The 23111-nt window shown below is 47.1% G+C and carries 15 protein-coding genes; 8 read left to right on the top strand and 7 right to left on the bottom strand.

Annotated elements, in window-relative coordinates; translation table 11 throughout:
- Positions 1 to 6: 6 nt before the first annotated feature.
- Positions 7 to 1278, bottom strand: a complete 1272-nt coding sequence (gene glyA / locus OQY15_RS18995; protein ID WP_265793511.1) for a serine hydroxymethyltransferase — start codon at positions 1276 to 1278, stop codon at positions 7 to 9.
- 167 nt (positions 1279 to 1445) lie between these two features.
- Here glyA and dxs point away from each other — a divergent pair, with 167 nt between their 5' ends.
- Positions 1446 to 3374 carry a 1-deoxy-D-xylulose-5-phosphate synthase gene (gene dxs / locus OQY15_RS18990; RefSeq protein WP_265793510.1) on the top strand — a complete coding sequence of 643 codons (1929 nt, stop codon included), beginning with the start codon at positions 1446 to 1448 and terminating at the stop codon, positions 3372 to 3374.
- Positions 3375 to 3448: 74 nt separating this feature from the next.
- On the opposite strand, the gene glmS is transcribed toward dxs, so the two are convergent.
- From glmS to OQY15_RS18960, 6 genes are all read right to left on the bottom strand, one after another.
- Positions 3449 to 5287, bottom strand: a complete 1839-nt coding sequence (glmS, locus tag OQY15_RS18985; RefSeq protein ID WP_265793509.1) for a glutamine--fructose-6-phosphate transaminase (isomerizing) — start codon at positions 5285 to 5287, stop codon at positions 3449 to 3451.
- A 258-nt stretch (positions 5288 to 5545) separates the two neighbouring features.
- Positions 5546 to 6025: a DinB family protein gene (locus tag OQY15_RS18980; RefSeq protein WP_265793508.1), complete on the bottom strand. Its 480-nt coding sequence runs from the start codon at positions 6023 to 6025 to the stop codon at positions 5546 to 5548.
- 9 nt (positions 6026 to 6034) lie between these two features.
- On the bottom strand, positions 6035 to 10027 hold the full coding sequence (gene treY, locus OQY15_RS18975) for a malto-oligosyltrehalose synthase (RefSeq protein ID WP_265793507.1): 3993 nt from the start codon (positions 10025 to 10027) through the stop codon (positions 6035 to 6037).
- Positions 10020 to 11855 carry a malto-oligosyltrehalose trehalohydrolase gene (treZ, locus tag OQY15_RS18970; protein WP_265793506.1) on the bottom strand — a complete coding sequence of 612 codons (1836 nt, stop codon included), beginning with the start codon at positions 11853 to 11855 and terminating at the stop codon, positions 10020 to 10022. The genes treY and treZ overlap by 8 nt, the downstream gene beginning before the upstream one ends.
- Complete coding sequence (gene glgX, locus OQY15_RS18965; protein ID WP_265793505.1) at positions 11815 to 13989, bottom strand: glycogen debranching protein GlgX; 2175 nt, start codon at positions 13987 to 13989, stop codon at positions 11815 to 11817. Before glgX ends, treZ begins: the two co-directional genes overlap by 41 nt.
- Positions 13990 to 14176: 187 nt before the next feature.
- Positions 14177 to 15307 (bottom strand): alpha/beta hydrolase, encoded by a 1131-nt coding sequence (locus OQY15_RS18960; RefSeq protein ID WP_265793504.1) that lies wholly within the window; start codon positions 15305 to 15307, stop codon positions 14177 to 14179.
- 179 nt (positions 15308 to 15486) lie between these two features.
- Between OQY15_RS18960 and katE the strand changes: the two genes are divergently transcribed.
- The 7 genes from katE to OQY15_RS18925 all read left to right on the top strand — a co-directional run bounded on the left by katE (position 15487) and on the right by OQY15_RS18925 (position 22788).
- On the top strand, positions 15487 to 17652 hold the full coding sequence (gene katE / locus OQY15_RS18955; protein WP_265793503.1) for a catalase HPII: 2166 nt from the start codon (positions 15487 to 15489) through the stop codon (positions 17650 to 17652).
- Complete coding sequence (locus OQY15_RS18950) at positions 17570 to 18202, top strand: ankyrin repeat domain-containing protein (protein WP_265793502.1); 633 nt, start codon at positions 17570 to 17572, stop codon at positions 18200 to 18202. The genes katE and OQY15_RS18950 overlap by 83 nt, the downstream gene beginning before the upstream one ends.
- Before the next feature lie 165 nt (positions 18203 to 18367).
- Entirely contained in the window at positions 18368 to 19066 is a 699-nt protein-coding gene (locus OQY15_RS18945) for a PRC-barrel domain-containing protein (RefSeq protein WP_265793501.1), read from the top strand.
- Between the two features lie 126 nt (positions 19067 to 19192).
- A complete protein-coding gene (locus OQY15_RS18940) occupies positions 19193 to 19981 on the top strand; it encodes a HAMP domain-containing sensor histidine kinase (protein WP_265793500.1) in 789 nt (262 codons plus the stop codon).
- A gap of 76 nt (positions 19982 to 20057) precedes the next feature.
- Positions 20058 to 20600 (top strand): hypothetical protein, encoded by a 543-nt coding sequence (locus OQY15_RS18935; RefSeq protein WP_265793499.1) that lies wholly within the window; start codon positions 20058 to 20060, stop codon positions 20598 to 20600.
- An 84-nt stretch (positions 20601 to 20684) separates the two neighbouring features.
- Positions 20685 to 21437: a hypothetical protein gene (locus OQY15_RS18930; protein WP_265793498.1), complete on the top strand. Its 753-nt coding sequence runs from the start codon at positions 20685 to 20687 to the stop codon at positions 21435 to 21437.
- 55 nt (positions 21438 to 21492) lie between these two features.
- Positions 21493 to 22788, top strand: coding sequence for a hypothetical protein (locus OQY15_RS18925; protein ID WP_265793497.1), 1296 nt, complete (start codon positions 21493 to 21495; stop codon positions 22786 to 22788).
- The last annotated feature ends 323 nt before the right edge of the window (positions 22789 to 23111 follow it).

The following is a 23111-nucleotide window of genomic DNA, read 5'->3' as shown; positions in this document are numbered from 1 at the left end:
TAATTTTTACTTATATAATGGGAAACGTGTAACCAGGGCAGTTACTTGTTTCTTAACAGCGGCAAGGTTTGCTTCATCTTCAGCGTTTGTCAACACCTGATCGATTAAATCAACGATTTCGCCCATTTGTTCTTCTTTCAGACCTCTGGTAGTAATTGCAGCAGTTCCTACACGAATTCCTGAGGTTACGAAAGGTGATTTATCATCAAAAGGCACCATGTTTTTGTTCACCGTAATATCAGCTTTTTCAAGCGCATTTTCAGCAAGTTTACCGGTGATATTTTTATTTCTCAAGTCGATCAGCATCAGGTGGTTATCTGTTCCGCCAGAAATGATTCCATATCCTTTGGCAACAAAAGCCTTCGCCATAGCCTGCGCATTCGCCTGAACTTGTTTGATATATACCAGATAATCATCGCTCAGTGCCTCGCCAAATGCGATTGCTTTAGCGGCAATGATATGCTCCAATGGTCCGCCCTGTGTTCCAGGGAATACAGCCATATCCAGTACAGATGACATCATGCGTGTTTCGCCTTTAGGAGTTTTCAAACCGAAAGGATTTTCGAAATCTTTGCCCATCATGATCATCCCTCCGCGTGGTCCGCGAAGCGTTTTGTGCGTAGTCGTTGTAACGATATGGCAATGTGGAAGTGGGTTTGCCAGCAATCCTTTAGCAATAAATCCTGCAGGGTGAGAAATATCTGCCAGTACCAAAGCACCAATTTTATCGGCTACACTGCGGATAAAAGCATAGTCCCATTCTCTCGAATAAGCGGAAGCACCACAGATAATCAGTTTCGGGCGTTCTGCCAGTGCTACTTCTTCAAGTTTAGCATAGTCAATACGTCCGTCTTCTTTACCTACACCATAGAAAAGTGGCTGGTACAATTTTCCTGAAAAGTTAACCGGAGAACCGTGCGTTAAGTGACCGCCATGTGAAAGATCAAAACCAAGGATCTTATCACCAGCCTGCAATACTGCAAGCATCACGGCAGCATTTGCCTGTGCACCAGAGTGAGGCTGAACGTTTACCCATGCAGCGCCAAATAGTTTCTTCGCACGCTCAATGGCAATAGTTTCGATATCATCAACTACCTGACAACCTCCATAATAGCGTTTGCCTGGTAAGCCTTCAGCATATTTGTTCGTTAACACTGAACCTGCAGCTTCCATTACTTGTCTGCTTACGAAGTTCTCTGAAGCGATCAGCTCAAGGCCATTCTCCTGACGGTCTAATTCCTTGTCAATCAAATCAAAGATTAAAGTATCTCTTTCCATTTATTAAAATATAATTTCGGTAAAAATAACGATTTCCTGCCAATTTTAAGGGCATAAATATGTCATCCTGCTCACACGTTTAAACACAAATGATGTAAACGCTAAAATTTCGCGGTTTTATTAACTAAAATCACGTACTTTGTATATTGTTGTCTACTAATATCTGCATGGAAAACTTTACCACTCCATTACTACCGAACATAAATTACCCTGCTGATCTCAAGCAGTATAAAGAAGATGATCTCGAGCAAATCAGCCAGGAATTACGTCAGTATATCATTGATGTTGTGAGCGTTAACGGAGGGCACTTCGCCTCCAGCCTGGGAGTGGTAGAACTTACTGTTGCCTTACATTACGTACTCAATACCCCCTACGATAAACTCGTGTGGGATGTCGGCCATCAGGCTTACGGACATAAAATCCTGACCGGCAGAAAGTCTGTTTTCCATACCAACCGCGTGCTCAATGGTATCAGTGGCTTCCCTAAGATGAGTGAAAGTGAATACGATACCTTTGGTGTCGGCCACTCTTCCACTTCCATTTCTGCAGCACTGGGTATGGCTGTAGCCTCCCATTACAAGGGCGAAAATGACCGTCAGCATGTGGCTGTCATCGGGGATGGTTCCATGACCGCAGGGATGGCTTTTGAAGGCCTCAACCACGCCGGAATAGAAAACTCTAACCTGCTGGTGATCCTGAACGACAACTGTATGTCGATCGATCCCAACGTAGGTGCTCTGAAGGAATACCTTACCAGCATTACAATTTCCAAATCTTACAATCGCTTCCGCGATGATATATCAAGCGTACTGATCAAGCTTTCGGAACTGGGCCCTAACGCCCATACCTTTGTAAAAAAGATCGAAAAAAGCATCAAAGGTACCCTGCTCAAACAAAGCAATCTGTTTGAAGCCTTAAACTTCAGGTACTTCGGACCTGTGGATGGCCACGATGTGAAAAAGCTTGCTGCTATTCTGCGCGACCTGAAAGATATTCCCGGACCTAAACTGCTGCATTGCGTAACCGTAAAGGGTAAAGGCTTTGCCCTGGCAGAGAAAGATCAGACCAAGTGGCACTCACCCGGTCTCTTTGATAAAATGACGGGGGAGATTAAAAAATCTCTGAATGATAAACCGCAGCCACCAAAGTATCAGGATGTCTTCGGACATACCCTTGTGGAGCTGGCGGAAAACAATAAAGAAATTGTAGGGATCACGCCTGCGATGCCTTCGGGATCTTCCATGAATATCATGATGAAGGCCATGCCCGACCGTGCCTTTGACGTCGGTATAGCTGAGCAGCATGCCGTAACGTTCTCTGCCGGACTGGCTACACAGGGGCTTGTACCTTTTTGTAATATCTACTCCAGCTTCATGCAGCGTGCCTATGATCAGGTGATCCACGATGTAGCGATCCAGAACCTGAATGTTGTGTTCTGCCTTGACCGTGCCGGCGTGGCTGGTGCTGATGGTGCTACACACCATGGTGCGTACGACCTGGCTTATATGCGCTGCATCCCGAATATGACGGTTGCTGCACCTATGAATGAGGAAGAACTGCGTAACCTGATGTATACTGCCCAGCTGAAAGATGCGGGACCATTCTCTATCCGTTACCCAAGGGGATCAGGTGTTATGCTCGACTGGAAACGTCCCTTCAAAGCTATTGAAGTAGGTAAGGGCCGTAAAATCTGTGATGGTGAAGATGTTGCCATCCTGACGATCGGTCATGTCGGAAACTTTGCTGTAGAGGCCTGTAAGGAGCTCAATGCCGAAGGTATCCATCCTGCCCATTACGATATCCGTTTTGTGAAACCACTTGATGAGGTACTGCTTCACGATGTGTTTAAACGCTATAAAAAGATTGTCACAGTAGAAGACGGCTGCCTTCAGGGCGGCATGGGTTCTGCCGTTCTTGAGTTCATGGCTGATCATAACTATCAGGCAAATGTTATCCGTCTGGGACTACCTGATGAAGTTGTGGAGCACGGCGAGCAGCCTGAGTTATGGGCGATCTGTGGATACGATAAGAATGGCATCATCCAAACCGTAAAGAAGATCGCCGTTAGCAGAACTACTGCAACGATTGCTTCTTAAAAAAAGGTGCTGTATTTTTGATGCCTTAGGCTGCGTTTCAGCAGCGTACAGCATCAAAAACACAGCACCTTTTTTTATTCAACAGTAACGCTCTTCGCCAGATTCCTTGGCTGATCCACATTACAACCCCGCAGCAGCGCGATATGATACGCCAGTAACTGCAGCGGAATCGTCGCCAGCAGCGGCAAAAACGCCTCACTTGCATCAGGAATCTCGATACAGTAATCCACCATATCACGTACCTCAGTATCCCCTTCAGTAACGATCGCCAGCACAATACCTTTACGCGCCTTCACCTCCTGGATATTACTGATCACCTTCTCATACGAAGAATTCCTCGTGGCAATTACCACTACAGGCATCTCCTCATCAATCAGCGCGATAGGCCCGTGTTTCATCTCCGCAGCAGGGTAACCCTCTGCATGAATGTACGAGATCTCCTTCAGCTTCAAAGCCCCTTCCAGCGCTACAGGAAAACCACTCCCCCTACCCAGGAACAAACAGTTGCGTGAGTCTTTAAATTTATGAGCGATCTCCAGAATAAGTTCATTCGATTCCAAAGCTTTTTCGATCTTCTCAGGGATATTATCCAGCTCCGTCAGCAGCTCCACCAGTTTCGCCTGCGTCAGCGTACCCTTCTGCTGCGCCATGTAGAACGCCATTAGCGTCAGCACCGTCACCTGAGCTGTGAATGCCTTTGTTGATGCCACTCCGATTTCCGGACCAGCATGTGTATACACTCCCGCATGCGTTAACCGCGGAATAGATGCACCCACCACATTACACACCCCAAAGATCGTAGCGCCACGTTCCTTCGCCATTTGAATCGCCGCCATCGTATCCGCCGTTTCTCCCGACTGAGAGATCGCAATTACAATATCTTTTTCCGTAATAATCGGGTTCCTGTAGCGAAACTCCGAGGCATACTCCACCTCCACAGGTATACGCGCATATTCCTCAATCAGGTATTCACCCACCAGACCCGCATGCCATGAAGTACCACAGGCCACGATGATAATCCGGTCGATATTCTTGAGTTTATCCCCATATTCCTTGATACCACCCAGCTGTACGCGACCCTCATTCGCATAAATACGTCCACGGAGGCAATCCCGGATGGAGCGCGTCTGCTCATAGATCTCCTTCAGCATGAAGTGCTCATAGCCACCCTTCTCCAGCATCTCCAGCTTCAGTTCCAGCTCCTGGATGTAAGGCGTCTGAACCACATTGTCCAGCCTCTTGATCACCAGCTCCTCCCGTTTCACAAGAGCGATCTCGTTATCGTTAAGATAGATTACATTTTTCGTATATTCTATGATTGGCGTTGCATCAGAAGCGATGAAATATTCACCTGCACCTACCCCGATCACCAGCGGAGAGCCCTTACGTGCGGCAATCAGCTGATCAGGCTGTTCTTCATCCATGATCACAATTGCATAGGCACCACTCACCTGGTGTAATGCCAGTCGAACAGCCTCCAGCAAGTCCACATTTTCCTTGCGAAAGATCTCCTCGATCAGGTGTATCAGCACCTCCGTATCCGTATCACTGTTAAAGACGTGACCCCTTGAAGCCAGCTCCTCCTTCAGCACCGCATAATTTTCGATGATCCCGTTATGGATGATCGTCAGGCGGCCATCGTTAGAGGTATGTGGATGTGAATTCCTGTCGGAAGGAACACCGTGCGTAGCCCAGCGCGTATGCCCCATGCCAATGCTGCCCGACAAATTTTTGCCGGTACTAAAGTTTTCCAGCTCCTGAACCTTACCCAGCTTTTTATAGATGTTCAGTCCTTCATTATTGATAAGAGAGATACCCGCACTGTCATAACCGCGGTACTCCAGTCTTTTTAAGCCCTTAAGGACGATTGGCCAGGCTTCCCTGTGCCCTATATAACCTACTATTCCACACATTTTATATTTGAATTTAAAACGTAAAGCTAAAGAATAGCAGGCACAATCCATGGAGTCAAAACTCCCTTTTTAACTTAAAGGACCCCATTTTTTGCTCAAAAACCTAAGATTTATCAGAAATAAAGCCTGATAATTTCATTTAAATAGAAATCAGGCCATTCAAAAGCAAGCCTGCTAAACACTTTAAAACGTTTTAGCGTAAATAAAGGATTTAGCAGGCTTAAAAAGCAGGTCAGCAATAAAAATATTTCAAAAAATTTAACTTTTCCAGTCCCCGAGTAACCTTCTGATCACGATAATCTCCCCCAGATGGTAAGAATTATGATCTGCCAGCAACAGCGCTTCACGGAAAAGACTCTGCCCGTCGCCATATTCAAATGGCGCAAACAGATCCCTTTTTTCATCCTTCAGCAGTTCCAGGAAGCTCGCCCTGTCCCTTTTGAATGCAGAAACCGTAGCCTCCCATTGCTCCTTCGTCACCTCTTCACCAACCTCCGGCCAGTACTCATCAGGCCATTTCGGCGACTCATGGTTAGGCCCCAGGCAAAACTCCAGGATATCCCACTGCGCAATCCTCAGGTGCTCCGCCATATGCCAAACGCCATACGGTAAACCTTCCGGTACTTTGGCAATCAAGTCCAAAGAAACCCCTGCTACAGCATCTTCAAAAGAAGCATGAGCATTCCCTTTTTCAATCAGAGCCGTCAGCTCATCAACGATAATTTTTCTGTTATCCATAATGATCAATTAATATCTTCCATATAATTTAACCCATGAGCGCAACCTCTTCTCAATGTCCCATCCCGGCAAATCCTTCAGGCGCCATTTCCAGTTTTCCTTTACCGAGGCCGGTTTATTCATCCTCGATTTCCCATCAAGACCCAGCAGATCCTGCATTGGCAGAATCACGATCTTCGCCACCGAGGCGTAAGCCATTTTAGACAACACCATATGCACATCATGAGCCTTCACCTTCATCCCCGTGTATCTATTCAGGTTTTTGCGCGAGACCTTATCTGCATCCGTTTCATACCATCCACGCGTCGTATTGTTATCATGCGTTCCCGTGTATACAATAAAGTTATCTGAATGATAATTGTGAGGGATATGGTCAGAAAAACTGATGTCCTCACCAAAGGCAAACTGCAGCACCTTCATGCCCGGCAGGTTAAACCTGTCCCGGAGCCCGTACACACCATCACTGATCTCCCCAAGGTCTTCAGCCACGAAAGGCATTGCAGGAAACTCCTGCTGCAGCACATGGAAGAAATCATCCCCCGGACCAGCTTTCCAGGCGCCATTCACCGCCGTACGTTCAGCCGCAGGAACCTCCCAGTAGTCGTAAAATGCCCTGAAATGATCCAGACGCAACAAATGATACAGTTCCATATTCTTACGGATCCTGCGCAGCCACCATTGGTAACCATCAGCCTTCATCCTGTCCCAGTTGTACACCGGCATTCCCCAGAGCTGCCCATCCGCGTTAAAGTAATCAGGAGGTACCCCCGCAACACCAATCATCGCACCCGTATCATCCAGGCTAAACAATTCCCTGTTCGACCATACATCTGCAGAATCATGCCCCACATAAAAAGGCAGATCACCATACAAGTCGATCCGGCTGTCACAGGCATAGTCCCTGATTTCCGACCATTGTTCAAAAAATACATACTGTTTCCATTTCTCGAACGACAGCTCATCTTCACGATCAGCCGCAAAACTACTCAGGCTCCCCGCATCACGGTCACGGTATTCCGGAGACCATTTTACCCAGGAGGCACCATTAAAATAGACCTTCAGGACCGAGTACAGCGCAAAATCATCCAGCCAGTCCTTTTCCCTTTCCACAAAATCAACAAATCCCGGATCTTCAGATTTCTTCCAGCGCTCATAAGCCTTTTTCAGCAACTTATCTTTTATCGCCAGCGCCTTTTTAAAATCCACCTCATCCTTAGCAGATATCCTTACCTTCTCCAGCTGTTTCTGCTCCAGGAAACCCTGCGTCACCAGGCCATACAGACTGATCAGCAAGGTATTGCCTGCCATGGCAGAAACCGAGCTATAGGGAGAAAAAGCCTGATCTGCACCGATAGGATTCAGCGGCAGCAGCTGCCAGTATTTCTGGTCGGCACGCTGCAGGAAATCTATAAAGTCATAAGCTTCAAGACCCAAATCACCTATCCCATAGTCAGAAGGTAAAGACGTTACCGGCAATAAGATACCCGCACCGCGCGGATTGTGTACCACCTCAGTTGAAAGCACAGCAATAGGAAAATCCCCAAATAATTTATCTACAAACAACTCAGGCACATTCTCCTTCGCCGTAAAGCCATCCAAAAGATTTGTCCAGCGGAACTGCTTCAGCGGAAGTTCAATACGCGTATTTCCCCAGTCCCGCTGCAGTTCCCCGGAGATTTCCCCGCCAGCCTTTCCCTGATGCAGCGGCACCAGCACCACCAGCATCTGCTCCCCATCCTGACGCGCAAAGGCAAGCACATCAGAAGAGAACTTCCCTTTAACCTCCAAGGGTATATATTCGCCCCATGCCAGCAGATCTGCATAAGGCTTTAGTTTATCCAGCAGCAGATGCGTCAGATAAAGTTTAATCTTCCCGTTATAACGCTCCGTCCATAGGTCTGACAAAGAAGTACCACCTTCGCCAAACTCCTGCAGCCATTGCTTGCGCAATTCATAGTCCACAGGCCTCCTGTTGTCAGGATCCACCAGGCTCAGGTCCCAGAGCTCCGTTCCCTGATACGTATCAGGCACACCCGGGCAAGTAAACTTCAGCACCAGCTGTGAGAGCGAGTTCATGATCCCGAAGTCAGAGAGCTGACGGTGCCAGGGCACAAAGCTCTGCCAGAAAGAGCCCGATGGCTCCATGATACCCCTCAGAAACTCCTTCACCAGCTCCTCATAATCCACATTCGGGTCACTCCAGTGAGAATTTACCTTTCCTTCACGCAGCGCCTTTTCCATGTAGGCCTCCAGCCGTTCAGGATAATTGTCCTCATCCATTCCCGGCATCGGGTAGCTCCCCGCTATCGTCTGGTAAATAAAATATTCGTCGTTAGGGTCCAGTCCACCCGCAAGCTGTTTATTCAGCTTGCGCCATTCCTTCACCTTTTTTATCCATAATTCCGGCTGTTCGCTCAGCACATTCAAACGTGCCCGCACATCCTCACCCCGTTTCGTATCATGCGTAGAAGTACCGTTCATCGATAATGGCAGCTCGTAGGAGCGCGCAATCATCAGGTAGTGAAACTCCTCCTTGCTTACGCCAAAGGCTGAAGGCGCATCGCCCACCTCATTGTGTCCGATAAACCTGTTGTACGTATACATCAGCGTATCCTCCACACCTTTGGCCATCAACGGACCGCTAAACTGCATGCAACGCAGATAAAACTCCGTCACCCGGCGGTTATAATCCTCATCTTCATCCAGCGGCTTGCTGATCAGCACCGTCCGCAGCAGCTCCACAGCATCTTCCAGCACCTTCACCTCCTCAATATCCTTTAAAATATTCAGGATCCTACTCTGGTAAAAAGTCTTCTCCAGCGGCATCCGGTTACCATAAAAGCGGTATACAGGGAAGCAGATCAGCAGCTGGCCAATCGCATCCTTTAATGCTCCCGGCTTCAGCGCCTGCAGCTGTCCTTCATCGGCCAGCTCCAGTTCAAGGAACAGCTGGTACAGGTTCTCCAGCTCCCCCGCCATATGTTCGCCCAGGATACCCGCTTTCTTTTGCCTGATCAGCCTGTCTATACTTTTAAACTCACCACTGAGCGACTCATAAAATTTTAAGAACTCCTTTTTCGCCTTTTTTGCAGTAAACAAGTTATTCACCTGCGCCAGGAAATCGTAACCCGTAGTACCCTCCACCGGCCAGTCTTCCGGCAATTCTTCACCTTCCTCCAGGATCTTCTCTACAACGATATAAGTGCTTTCACCTGCCAGCGTACGCAGACGGTCAAAATAAGTTTCAGGATCATATAAACCGTCAATATGGTCTACCCGCAGTCCCTGGAATACACCTTCGTCCAGCAAGGTCCTGATCAGGCTGTGGTAAGCTTCAAACACCTTTTCATCCTGCATATTCAGACAAATCAGGCTGTTTACCGTAAAGAACCTGCGGTAATTGATCTGGTAATCCGTTTCCTTGTACGAACAGGGACGGTAATACTGCAGATCCACAGCCTCCTGTACAGGGATAGAGATATCCTTCACGCGTGAATTCACCGGCCATTCCGATTCAAAATACTGCAGTTTAATCCCATCTTCGCCCTGTACCAGCTTCAGTTCCTGCGAGGCTATGGCTTCTTCAAGCGTACTTCCCAGAAAAGGCACCATCAGCGGCAATGATTTGTCGCCCGACCAGTTGATATCAAAAAATCCGGCATAGGCCGATGAAGAACCTTTCTCCAGCACATCCATCAGCCATTTGTTTTTGGGATGGAAGGACATGTGGTTCGGCACGATATCCTGAATCCAGGCCATATCCAGCGACTTCAGCTTTTTCGACAGCGCCCTTAGTTCTTCCAGTGTACCTATCTCCGGGTTGATCTGTTCCGGATTTACCGTATCATAGCCATGCATACTGCCCGGGGCTGCCTCCAGCACCGGCGAAGCATAGATCGTAGTGATACCCAATTCCTTCAGGTAAGGGATGATCTTATCAAAATCCTTAAAAGTAAAATCTTTATGAAACTGTATGCGGTAGGTTGAAATTGGCTTATGCATATTTATTGGTATAGATTAAGATAGATTGTGGTTGTATCTCCATTTTTTGCAGGGCATCAACCGATACCGGTGCAGCTTTAGGCCCCTTCCATTGCGGATCGGCAGAGTCAAGAATTTTCTTCCAGCTGGGTTTATCATCAGGAATCGTCAGGCCATGAGTTTTCGAAGAGAAATTCATCAGGCATAAAACCTGCACTTCCTCCTCCCAGCGGCGCAGCACCAGGCAGTTTGTTTGCGGATCAGATGATACCGTCAGTTGTTTGCGGTTCGCATTGTGCAGGGGCGCATACTTTTTACGCAGAGCGATGATCGTCTTGTAAAATGAGAGCAGCTCTTTGTGCCCATCCTGCTGCAAGAGCCCCCATTGGAGTTTCGACTGGTTAAATGTGTCTTCCGACTGCGGGTCCGGCGCCTCCCCTTCAGCATGGAAAGCCGCGAACTCTGCCTTGCGTCCCTTGCGCACAGCTTCGATCAGCTCTTTGTCGCCATGACTCGTAAAAAACAGGAAAGGATTTGTTTCCCCATACTCTTCGCCCATAAATAACATCGGCAAAAAGGGACTGCACAAGACGGCAGCAGCCATCAGCTTCTGCATCTCATAACTCTGCAGCGTGCTCGTCCGCTCCCCCAGCATCCGGTTACCCACCTGGTCATGGTTCTGTGAGAAGACGACAAACTGCGATCCCGGATTACCATCGGCCTTGCCACCAAAAGTCTTCAGGCGGTGGGGCGAATATACACCATCATAGATATAGGCATCACGATACGATTTCTCCAGATCTTTGATCCCAGAGAAATCACTGTAATAACCCGTTGTTGGTTCTCCGGCCGTCACACGAAGCGCATGATGAAACTCATCGATCCATTGTGCATCCATTCCGTAGCCCTGGCGTTCCAGGGGATTGATATATTTGTTATCATTCAGGTCGCACTCCGCAATCAGGTAATGCCTGCGGTTTGTCGCTTCCATCAAGTTATCCACCTCTTCACTGATCTGCTGGAGCAAGTGTTTCACCCCAAAGTCTTTGATCGCATGCACCGCATCCAGCCGCAGACCGTCGATATGAAAATCCCTGAACCACATCAGCACGTTTTCAATAAAATACTCCCGTACACCGTCCGACCAGGCATCATCGAAGTTAATCGCACTGCCCCATGGGGTACCGTATTTATCCGTAAAATAAGGCCCTGCCTGCGCAAAGTAATTCCCTTCGGGACCCATATGGTTATAAACCACATCCAGCACCACCGCCAGACCTTTCTCATGGCAGGCATCTACCAGCTGCTGCAAACCTGCGGCACCCCCATAGGAGTCCTGCACCGCAAATGGAAATACACCATCATAACCCCAGTTGCGCCCGCCCGGAAACTGCGCTACCGGCATAATCTCAATCGCATTGATGCCCAGTTCTACCAGGTAATCCAGTTTGCCAATTATCCCTTCAAAAGTTCCCTCAGCACTAAAAGTGCCTGTATGTAACTCATAGAGGATGTAATCCCCGAGTGCCGGGTTTTTCCAGGACTGGTCTGTCCAGTTAAATTCTGAGAGCGCTACTGCGGCCGATGGCCCATGTACCCCTTCAGGTTGGGAGAGGCTGGCAGGATCGGGAATCTGCGTTTCACCATTAATCAGGATATGGTAGGTACCCCCCGATTTAAGTTCATCGCTTTCCGCTTCCCAGTATCCGAAATCTTTTTTTTCCAGCGGGATCAAAGCCTTTGCTGTCTTCAGCTCTACACTTTCAGCTTCAGGTGCCCAGAACCGGATTTCGGCCTGGCCCGCAGCGTTAATGTTGATGCCTGTTTTTCTTTTTAGCTCGTTGGACATCGCTAGTGCTTTTTATATGTTTTAGTAAAATTATAGATCTTCCCTCCACCACAATTGTATCACTTGTAAAGTGCCGGGTTGGAGACTCATTGATATCCTGTATGGCCGTGTCCAGCACCTTCAGCCATTCTTTTCCATAACGCGCGTTGGGCAGCGTATACTCCAGTGGCTGGTCATGGGCATTAAACATCAGGTAAAAGCTGTCGTCGGTAATTTTGTTCCCTTTAGCGTCAGTGCTTCTGAGATCTTCCCCGTTCAGGTAGATCGCCAGTGACTTCGCATAGTCCTCATTCCAGTTGTGCTCCTGCATTTCCATACCTTCCGGCAGGAACCAGGCCACATCCTTCAGTCCTACCCCTTTGATCGGCAGCCCCTGAAACCAGCGTCTCCGGCAAAATACCGGATGCCTTTTCCGCAGGTGTATCAGCTGCTGCGTAAAGTTGAACATCTCCTGGTCCGCATTGATCCAGTCGAGCCATGAGATTTCGTTATCCTGGCAGTAGGCATTGTTATTTCCGCGTTGGGTGCGACTAAACTCATCGCCGGCCACCATCATCGGCACTCCCTGTGATAAAAACAGCGTCGTCAGCAGGTTACGTTTTTGCCTTGAGCGGGTGATGTTGATCTCCTCAATATCTGTTTCCCCTTCCACACCATAGTTGTAGGAGCCATTGTGCTGCTCCCCATCGCGGTTGCCCTCCCCGTTGGCCTCATTGTGTTTCTCATTATACGTCACCAGGTCATGCAGCGTAAAACCGTCATGCGCAGTGATAAAGTTCACACTTGCCGTCGGACTCCGCAGGTCATCCTGGTACAAATCCGGGCTGCCGGTAAAGCGCTGGGCAAACTCCCCCAGCATACTGTAGGCGCCGCGCCAGTAATCGCGGATACAATCCCGGTACTTACCATTCCATTCTGCCCATTCCGCAGGGAAGTTACCCACCTGATAGCCCCCCTCACCAATGTCCCAGGGTTCAGCAATCAGCTTCACCTGTGAGATGATCGGGTCCTGATGGATAATATCAAAAAAGGCACTCAGCTTATTTACACTGTGCAGCTCACGTGCCAGTGCCGGGGCAAGGTCAAAGCGGAAACCATCCACATGCATATCCGTAATCCAGTAGCGCAGGCTGTCCATAAACAGGCGCAGCACATTTGGCAGATTCGCATTCAGCGTATTTCCCGTACCCGTATAATCCATATAATAGCGCTTGTCGTCCACCAAACGGTAGTAAGAAGCATTGTCTATTCCTTTAAAAGAAAGCGTTGGCCCCATGTGGTTACCTTCAGCAGTATGGTTATATACCACATCCAGGATCACCTCAATGCCTGCAACGTGCATCGCCTTCACCATATCCTTAAATTCCTTTACCTGCCCGCCGCGTTCAGTACTAGAGGCGTAACGTACATCAGGTGCAAAAAAGCCAATCGTATTGTAGCCCCAGTAATTGTTCAGACCCTTTTCTACCAGGTGCCTGTCGTTCACAAACTGGTGTACCGGCATCAGCTCTATTGCCGTAATTCCCAGCTCCTTCAGATAATTCAGCGTAATCGGATGTGCCAGACCTGCATAGCTGCCCCTTATTTCCTCCGGAATGTCCGGATGCTGCATGGTAAAACCTTTTACGTGTGCTTCATAAATAATCGATTCATGATAGGGAATATCGAGAGGTACATCCCCTTTCCAGTCATAAGTCTGGTCGATCACCACAGCTTTCGGAATAAAAGGCGCACTGTCCAGCTCAGAGAAACTCAGGTCTTCAATTTCGGAACCCATGATATACCCAAAGAGCGCATCATGCCAGCCAATCACGCCTGCAATAGCTTTGGCATAAGGATCAATCAGCAGTTTGTTCGCATTAAAGCGGTGACCGTTTTCAGGATCAAAAGGTCCGTGAACACGGTAGCCATACAGTTGTCCCGGCGCAATGCCAGGCAGATAGCCATGCCAGATATGATGAGTGCGTTCGGTCAGCTTAAGTTTCAGGGATTCTTGCTCGTCGTCTTCATTGTTAAAGAAACAAAGATCAACCGCCGTGGCATTGTCGGCATAAATAGCAAAATTAACGCCTTCACTATCCCATGTGGCTCCTAACGGATAGGGACGGCCGGGGTATACAGTAATCTTCTCCATTACTATTATCAATCAAAATAAACATAAAATGTTTTAAAATTCTTGTTCATTTTACGAAGGGACAGGAGACACAAAATGTATATAAACACAAAAGGCTGAATCAAATGAATGATCCAGCCTTTTTGTTTTTCATAGGTAGTTTTGGTAGATGTGTTTAAAGAACATCACAACTATGAAAAGGTTTTAATTATTTTCCAAAAACTTTTTTCAGCTGATCAGCTGCATAAGCCTGAGCGTCTTTAGCTTCCGGCACTACTGCTGCCATTCCAAAAAACTCATGCGTTACGCCATCATAGTTTTTAAGGTCAACCGTCACTCCGGCCGCTTTCAATTTATCCGACAGCATCAGGCCATCATTATTCAGCGGGTCAATTTCCGCGGTTATGATCGTAGTTGAAGGCAATCCTTTCAGGTTGGCATCCACCAGAGAAATCCTTGGATCTTTAGCCTCGGCCATTGTTGTCAGGTAGTTTTTTGTAAACCAGCTCATCATCGGTTTATTCAGCGGTTTCGCCGCAGCATAAAGTGTATAAGATTTTGTGCTCATGTCTGTCTGTGCGATCGGGTATACCAATACTTCATGCAGTGGAGCCATGATCTTTTTGTCCCTCGCCATGATACTCACATTTGCAGCCAGGTTTCCGCCGGCACTTTCACCAAGCACAGCAATCTTCTTAGGGTCTGCATTGATAGAAGCCGCGTTTTTCAGCGTCCATTCATAGGCAGCAAAAGCATCATTATGCGCTGTAGGGAATTTATTTTCAGGTGCTAAACGGTAAGCAACAGATACCACTACGGCACCTACCTGCTCTGCCAGACCCTGTGCCGAAGCATTGTACACGTCGATATTGGCGATTACAAAGCCACCGCCATGGTAGTATACAATTACAGGAAAGGGACCTTTACCTGCTTTAGGCGTGTAAATCCTCAGGTGTACATTTCCACCGGCTACCGGAATTTCTTTTCCTACGGTATCCACTCCCGGAGCTGGCAGCGTAATGTTGTTTTCTTTGATCAGGTCCATCACCGCATCTGTAGGGGTATGGTTTTTCCTTGCCGCTGTTGCACTCAAAGTTTCTATAGGTTTATCCCCATAACTTGCCAGCTTCTCAATTACCGCCTGCATTTCCGGATGGATAGTAGGCGCCCATTCCGGTGCCGGACCCGCTGGTTTCAAAGCTGTAGAGTCGCTCATCGTTGTTGTAGTAGTTGTCGTAGAGTCTGTGGTAGTCGTGGTTTTTGTCTCGCCGCCACATGAGGCAAACAGCAGCGCTCCCGCAAGGAGCCCTAAAGACGAAGTATTTAAAATCGTTTTCATAAGTATTTGTTTTTTGTAGATAACCTGCCAACAACACATTTTCAAATAAGTTTAGCACCACCACCTGCGGGAATGCTAATCAAAAATTCAATCTCCGGGATTCTACTCGCAGAATTTATGTAATCAGTCAAAACACTGGGCCTATCTACGTGTTACAATTGCGCACATACATTCATCCTATGAAAGACAACAAAACAACCAAACCATCAGAAAGCATTAGCACGCCTGATAATAACAAGCAGGAACAGCTTTCTGCCCATAAAGAAAATGGCAGCGGAGAATTCCTGACCACCAATCAGGGGGTCAAAATCAACGATAACCAAAACTCGCTTAAAGCAGGTGAGAGAGGCGCTACATTGTTAGAAGATTTTATTCTTCGCGAGAAGATCACCCATTTCGACCATGAACGTATCCCTGAAAGAATTGTTCATGCACGCGGTTCAGGTGCACATGGAGTTTTCGAGCTCTACAAAGCCATTCCGGAATTGACCAAAGCGGGATTCCTGAATGATACCGCTGTGAAAACCCCTGTTTTCGTACGCTTCTCCACTGTTGCAGGTTCCAGAGGTTCAACCGATCTGGCACGCGATGTACGCGGATTTGCCGTGAAGTTTTATACCCAGGAAGGAAACTTCGATTTGGTGGGCAATAACATGCCTGTATTTTTTATACAGGACGCTATCAAATTCCCAGACCTTGTACATGCTGTAAAACCAGAACCACATAACGAAATACCACAGGCAGCATCGGCGCATGATACCTTCTGGGATTTCATCTCCCTGATGCCAGAATCTGCGCACATGATCATGTGGGCCATGTCAGACAGGGGTATCCCCCGCAGTTACCGCATGATGGAAGGATTTGGGGTACATACCTTCCGCTTCATCAATGCCGAAGGGAAATCCAGCTTTGTAAAATTCCACTGGAAACCGCTGCTGGGTGTACATTCAGTAGCATGGGATGAGGCAAAGAAGATATCCGGTAATGATCCTGACTTCCACAGAAGAGACCTTTGGGACGCTATTGAAGCAGGTGCCTTCCCGGAATGGGAGTTTGGCGTACAGATCGTGTCTGAAGAAGACGAGCAGAAGTTCGATTTCGATATTTTGGATCCTACCAAACTGATCCCTGAAGAACTGGTACCTGTACAGATCATCGGCAAGATGACCCTCAACAGAAACCCTGATAATTTCTTTGCAGAAACTGAACAAGTGGCCTTTCACATCGGCCATGTGGTTCCGGGGATTGATTTCACCAATGATCCGCTACTGCAGGGACGTCTGTTCTCTTATACCGATACGCAGTTGCTGCGTCTGGGCGGACCAAACTTCCACGAGATTCCTATCAACAGACCGATATCGCCTCTGCACAACAACCAGCGCGACGGGCATATGCGTCAGACCATCAATACCAGCCGTACCAGTTACGAGCCCAACAGCATTTCCGGTAATGATCCCAAACAGGCAACGATTGCCGAAGGTGGATTTAACTCTTACCAGGAAAGGATTGATGCCAGGAAGATCCGCGACCGCAGTGAGAGTTTCTTCGATCACTTCAGTCAGGCCACTATGTTTTTTAACAGCCAGTCAGAACCGGAGAAAAACCACATTGTGGATGCCCTGCGTTTCGAACTGGGAAAAGTAGAGCGTGAAGAAATCCGTAAAAGGATGCTTGGTATCCTGACACTGATTGATAGCAGTCTTGCAGAAAAAGTGGCTGCAGGATTAGGTCTCGAAGTACCTGCTGAGCCGGAAAGACCAATCAACCATGGTGTTCCCGCTGATGCAGATCCTGCGAAATATGAATCCAGAATTGTAAAGCCTTCACTGGAAGCTTCTGCAGCTTTAAGCATGGCCAACACGCCGAAAGATTCAATCAAAACCAGGATGATCGCTATTCTCGCAACCGATGGGGTAAACGGCAAGGAACTGGATGACTTGAAAAAAGCTTTACTGGCTGAAGGGGCGATGCCGAAAATCGTAGCTACGCATGGCGGATTTATTAAGGATGATAAGGGGACAGCAGTGAAAGCTGACTTTACTTTCCTGACTACAGCATCTGTACTTTTTGATGCAGTATATGTTCCAGGTGGTGCAGCCAGCGTACAAGCCATTGCTGCCGAAGCGGATGCCCTGCATTTCGTGACTGAAGCTTTTAAACACTGTAAAGCAATAGGTGCCAGCAGCGAAGGTGAAGATATCCTCAAAGCTGCGTTGATCCCGGCAGGGCCGAAAGGAGCTACCCCTCCGGGCGTAGTAGTTAATGGTAAAGCTGCAGACTTCATTGCTGCCGTTGCTCAACACCGTTTCTGGGAAAGAGAGAAAAAACCAGACGTACCTGCATAATTCATTACTGAACCTCCTGCAGCAATCCCGCAGGAGGTTTTTATTAACACATTCAATAAACGACATTAAATACATGGAATACCAACCTGCTCTTATCAATGCCGCACGCACGGGCGACATTGCTTTTATTAAAGCCGTTCTGGACGATGGCGTAAATACAAACATTAACGATGAAAAAGGCTACACACCACTGATCATTGCCTGCTACAATAACCAACTCGATGCAGCAAAATTGCTGATTGAGGCAGGCGCCGATGTAAACGCTGCGGATATCGGAGGCAACACTGCCCTGATGGGCGTCTGCTTTAAAGGTTATCCAGATATCGCAAAACTGCTGATAGAAAAGGGTGCCGACCTTAATCTTCAGCATGGGAACGGTGGAACAGCGCTGATGTTCGCTACGATGTTTGGCAGAAACGAACTGGTAAAGCTGATGCTTGCAGCCGGTGCTGACCCCTACATTAAGGAGTTCAGAGGACTTACAGCTTTAGACCTGGCCATCCAGCAGGGCAACAAAGAAGCTGCAGAATTGCTTGATAGCCAAACATAAATTCATGTCTGTGTGTTACACAGATACATCAAACCTTAAAAATTATGGCACAACTAGAAGTTCAACCCAAGAAATACAGAGGCTGGTTTAGCTGGCTGATTGCAATTATTGCATTCGGACTTGCATTGTTTTATTTCCTTAGTGACAAGATCATCTATTAATAGTATGGAACGGAAGGAAAACGAACATGAGATCAGGACGTTGAAAGAACTGAGCTCCAGCGATTTTGAAATCAAAGACGGACAGCCCGATATCATACATTGGAAAGTTGTTAACTCCGCCAGTCAGGATCTCGGGACTGTTGCCGATCTGCTTTTTGATGAACAGGAACAGAAAGTTCGCTATCTGGTGCTTAACCTCGAAGGTAATGTCTGGAACATGGCGCACAGAGAGATATTGATTCCTATCGGTGTTGCCGAACTGGATGCTGCATATGACCGGGTGGTGCTGCCCAACATTACAGCGCAGCAGCTGATCGTGCTTCCGGATTATGTCAAAGGACATGCGGTGATCTCAGCAGACTCAGAGCTTTACGGGCATCAGGATTTCGATGAATCCAGTTTCTACGCCAAAAGAGCTTCCGGAAGTTATGAGGATCATATTCCCTTCCAGGTAATCACTAAAATTTATCAGGAAGAGGCCGATGCAGAAGCTGCATTTGTACTCCTTATCCACAACGGATTTTCAGAAAAAGATATTAAAGTTACGCCCTATAACCCGCTGAACAGTGTGACGGATCTTGCCGGTAATACAAATACCGAGTTCATCGGCGACGGATCCAGGGATGAATATATTCTCAGCGTAGCGGCAGGATCTGCAGAACAGGCAGAGCTTGTACACCGTGTACTCAAAGAGGGAGAATAGTATTCCGTAAAGGAATGTAAATGAGTGTTAAAATCTCCGGGCTCAGCGGATATGGCAAGGTGTTTGTCTACTATGGGTTACATACTACCAAGGATAAACTTTATGTCGAATCAACTGAATAATAATATGATAAAGAACTCGGACATCAGCGCGCTGGCGGCTAATTTTCGGGAATATATTGCCCGCAACAAAACTGAAGAAGAGAGGGATCAGCTCATCGAAGACCTCACTTCCCGCAACCAGGATCTTAGTCAGTTTGCCTATATTACCTCTCACAATTTAAGAGCACCACTGTCGAATCTGATCGGCTTAATCGATATACTTAACTATGATCTGCTGGATGAGTACAATAAAAAAATTGTCGATATGTTCAGAGATTCAGCGGATAAGTTAAACGAAACAATTTACGACCTTACGCAGATGCTTAGTCTGAAGCAGAGCAAAGAAATAAAAATTGAAAAAGTTAGCATCTCTAAAATCTTCAAAAAGGTATGTAATTCGTTTACCAAGCAGATCCACACAATGGGGATTTACATACACAGTAGTTTCGAATGTGAAATGATTCCTTTTAACAAGAGTTATCTGGAAAGTGTACTGATGAATTTAATGTCCAATTCAGTAAAATACTGTGCTGAAAACCGCGCATTGCGAATTGAAATTGCTACAAAACTCGATGAGAAAGGTAATATTATTCTTACATTCAAAGATAATGGGATGGGTATAGACCTCCTGAAACACAAGGATCGGATTTTCGGTTTAAACGAGCGTTTTCACAGCCATGTTAACGGCAGCGGCGTAGGGCTTTTCATCACCAAGACGCAGATCACTTCACTGGGGGGAACAATTGATGTTGAAAGTGAAGTAGATAAGGGCTCAACCTTTACTATAACCATTAAAAATGAGCATGTTGTGTAACATCAACATGTGTCAATACTAAAGCGGTTTACTTTGAGGTTCTTCATACTTTTGATGTATCATTTATTCAAAAGCCATGAAAAGAAATTTACTCATCGTCGTTGCAGTTTTAGCCGCACTAACCCTGGTCAACGTAAAAGCCAAAGCGCAAGTTGCTACCGGTCCGGTTCCAGTTAAAATCATCCTCACCGATGTGCTTGCCATCACTCTTAATTCAAACGCAGAGGTGTTGTTCAATTATGCAGCAGTTGCGGATTATCAGACACCGAAAACAGTTTCCGTTGCCAATCAGCTGTCTGTAATCAGCACAAAAGCTTACAGTGTTAAAGTGACGGCCAATGCTTTGTTTACTGTTATTGCAGGTAATGCTACACCGGTTCCACTAAGTGTAGTTAATGTTGCTGCAACAGCAACCAACCCGGCAAATGCTGCCACCCTTGCGGGAGCAGTGCCACTTTCAGATGCGATCAACACTCCGGTTACAATTGCCTCGGCAGGTGTTCCTACGTTGAAAACCGATTATAGTCTGGCTTACAGTATTCCTGATGTTACACCATTAATTGGTAAAGCTCCGGGTACATATACTACCAATCTGATCTATTCGGTTACACAGCCATAATCTGCCTGAATGAGGTTCTCAAAAAGAATACTATTAACTATTATCTATACTTTAAGCCTTGTCCCGTTGTTTACACACAAAACAATGGGGCAGGGTTTTTCCATTTCCCCCTCCAGGTTATCCTTTACAGGCAATCCGGGTGAAACTGTGGCACAAACGATTTCACTGAGCAATACCTCGCAGGCGATACTGAATTTCAGCACGCGCATCCTGGATTTCGACAGGGACTCTCTGGGGAACAAGATGTATTATGACCCGGGGACCAGGCCTTCCTCCAACGCGAAATGGCTGACGATGTCTTCCACTTCGGTGAGGCTTCTTCCCGGGGAAACCAAAAAGCTGAATATCTCCATGGCTATTCCAGCTGTAGCAAAAACCAATGCTCAGAGCATGATATTTTTTACGCAGGTAAAGGATCAGTCTTCGGCGGCGATTGCAGGTAAATCTATTGGGGTGAGTATCCTGATGGAAATGGGTGTTCAGGTTTATTACACACCAAACGGATTAAATGCCGGTGAGCTGGAGTTCCTGGCTTTTGAAGACCGCGGAACGGTTAGCGATGGCAAACTCAAATTGAGGAGACTGATGCTGAAGATCCATAATACGGGAGATATCAACAAGGATGCTTTTGTACGCCTGGAGCTCACCAATAAAGAAACCGGTGAAGAACATAAGATTGATCCTGCAAGCATCGCCATGATGCCTCAGGCTACGCAATGGGTTACATTTAACCTGCCAATAGAATTGACCGGTAAATTCCTGGCCGTTGCTTTACTGGATGCCGGCGCTGCCTATGATTTAAAAATTGCTGAAAAAGAAGTTATATACCGCCCTTAGTTTTTTTTTGTGTTGTTTTTGCAGCGCAGGGTTGCGCGCGCAGGTAACTTTTAATTTGACAGAAGCGAATATTACGAGTCAGGCTGATCAGGTCCAAAACGGAGTAGCCAGCGGTAGATTCAATGGATTTGTACTTGGAGGAGATATCTGGGTAAAGGCAAACAGCTCAACGATACCTGTAACCAGTGGCACTGCCGGCAGCGCTTTACCTCTTAATATTGCAAGGATAAAACTAGGCAGCATCTCGGGTATCAACCTGGGGACCATCAATCCAGAAATCACACTGAGTACTGTCGACCAATCTATTGCCAGCGGTGGCGTCACCCTTGGTGGAAATATGTTTATCAATTACCGCCTGGTCATTGCAGGTACAGCATGGCAGGCAGGGAGTTACAACGTAGGGCTAACATTCAGTGCATCAGATGCAACATCAAGATTTTATTCCGTTATAGTACCGGCATACCTGACACAAACGAGTACAGTCGCATCCACGACTGCATTAAACGTCACTTCCCTGGCCGACTTCCGTACAAACGGAGTTACTGCTACACAAACCTTTTCGTACAATACCTCTGTTCCTGTAGACATCAGTCTCCGTGCAGGCCCTACTATCAGCTTCAGCACAACCTTTCCAAAGATCACGGATCCTACTCTCGTAGCTTCGGCAGTGACTGCTACGCTGTCCGGCACATCTGCTGCAGGTCCTCAGATCAACCTGAGCACCTCTAATCAGGCACTCAGTACATCCAGCGGCATTCCGGTACCAGTGAATAATACAAGTGGTACCTTGACGAATACCCTAAGAGTGACACCCGCAAGTTTGCAGGCTAATTTTATTCAGGCCGGAACATACACTTATCCTCTTACTTATACGATTGCCAAAACTGCAGCAGCGCAACCCGCGAGTCTTGCATCACTAACCATGGCTTCCACGGCTACTGTCAACGTACCACGATTGTTTGAAGCCAACATACCCGCAACAGGTGTAAACCTTAATTTCAGTACACCTGCCAACTATACCTCAGGCGTCACTGTTGCCGCACCGGCACCAATCACCATCAGCAGCACCATTCCCTATAACGTTACAGTGCGTGCAAGCTCAAACTTTACCCTCAACGCAACCACCATACCTGCCGGCGTTATGATCATCGAAGGAGCTTCCGGACAAACCGGCGTTTCTTCCATTACCCTTTCCACCACCGCACAAACCCTGATCAGTTCCAGTGCCCCGGTGCTTGACCGCGCAGTGAACCTCCAGTACCGGATCCCCAGCACACAAACCTCCAACCTCCTGAACAAAGCCGCAGGGCAATACGCCGCAGACGTCCTGTTCACCATCACCGCTCCTTAAAACGATTTCAATAATGCAATTACTAGTAAGACCTTGAAGGAACAGACTTTAACGACCTGGCATATGTTTTATTCAAGACCTCTTGTTCAAACGCATCTAAAGGCTTGGTATGTGATAATAAGTCATTTGCAATCAATTGAATGTTATTTTGGTTTTTCGTCAAATTAACTCCGGTTTCATTATTTCTTCCAGAAGCAACTTGAGCTGATAATATGTCATTTTCAAACAAATCCATAAGATGATCCTCCTAAATCAATTAATAGTTAAACATTGACACAAAGTACCATATTTAATTTATAAATAACAACAGTTTAATTTAAAAT

Source organism: Pedobacter sp. MC2016-15 (assembly GCF_026239695.1).
GTDB lineage: Bacteria > Bacteroidota > Bacteroidia > Sphingobacteriales > Sphingobacteriaceae > Pedobacter.
This window is presented reverse-complemented; position numbering and strand designations above follow the sequence as displayed.

Excerpts from the sequence above, each read along its gene's own strand:
- glyA (WP_265793511.1), bottom strand. The coding sequence starts at position 1,278 with ATGGAAAGAGATACTTTAATCTTTGATTTGATTGACAAGGAATTAGAC.
- dxs (WP_265793510.1), top strand. The coding sequence starts at position 1,446 with ATGGAAAACTTTACCACTCCATTACTACCGAACATAAATTACCCTGCT.
- glmS (WP_265793509.1), bottom strand. The coding sequence starts at position 5,287 with ATGTGTGGAATAGTAGGTTATATAGGGCACAGGGAAGCCTGGCCAATC.
- OQY15_RS18980 (WP_265793508.1), bottom strand. The coding sequence starts at position 6,025 with ATGGATAACAGAAAAATTATCGTTGATGAGCTGACGGCTCTGATTGAA.
- treY (WP_265793507.1), bottom strand. The coding sequence starts at position 10,027 with ATGCATAAGCCAATTTCAACCTACCGCATACAGTTTCATAAAGATTTT.
- treZ (WP_265793506.1), bottom strand. The coding sequence starts at position 11,855 with ATGTCCAACGAGCTAAAAAGAAAAACAGGCATCAACATTAACGCTGCG.
- glgX (WP_265793505.1), bottom strand. The coding sequence starts at position 13,989 with ATGGAGAAGATTACTGTATACCCCGGCCGTCCCTATCCGTTAGGAGCC.
- OQY15_RS18960 (WP_265793504.1), bottom strand. The coding sequence starts at position 15,307 with ATGAAAACGATTTTAAATACTTCGTCTTTAGGGCTCCTTGCGGGAGCG.
- katE (WP_265793503.1), top strand. The coding sequence starts at position 15,487 with ATGAAAGACAACAAAACAACCAAACCATCAGAAAGCATTAGCACGCCT.
- OQY15_RS18950 (WP_265793502.1), top strand. The coding sequence starts at position 17,570 with ATGGTAAAGCTGCAGACTTCATTGCTGCCGTTGCTCAACACCGTTTCT.
- OQY15_RS18945 (WP_265793501.1), top strand. The coding sequence starts at position 18,368 with ATGGAACGGAAGGAAAACGAACATGAGATCAGGACGTTGAAAGAACTG.
- OQY15_RS18940 (WP_265793500.1), top strand. The coding sequence starts at position 19,193 with ATGATAAAGAACTCGGACATCAGCGCGCTGGCGGCTAATTTTCGGGAA.
- OQY15_RS18935 (WP_265793499.1), top strand. The coding sequence starts at position 20,058 with ATGAAAAGAAATTTACTCATCGTCGTTGCAGTTTTAGCCGCACTAACC.
- OQY15_RS18930 (WP_265793498.1), top strand. The coding sequence starts at position 20,685 with ATGGGGCAGGGTTTTTCCATTTCCCCCTCCAGGTTATCCTTTACAGGC.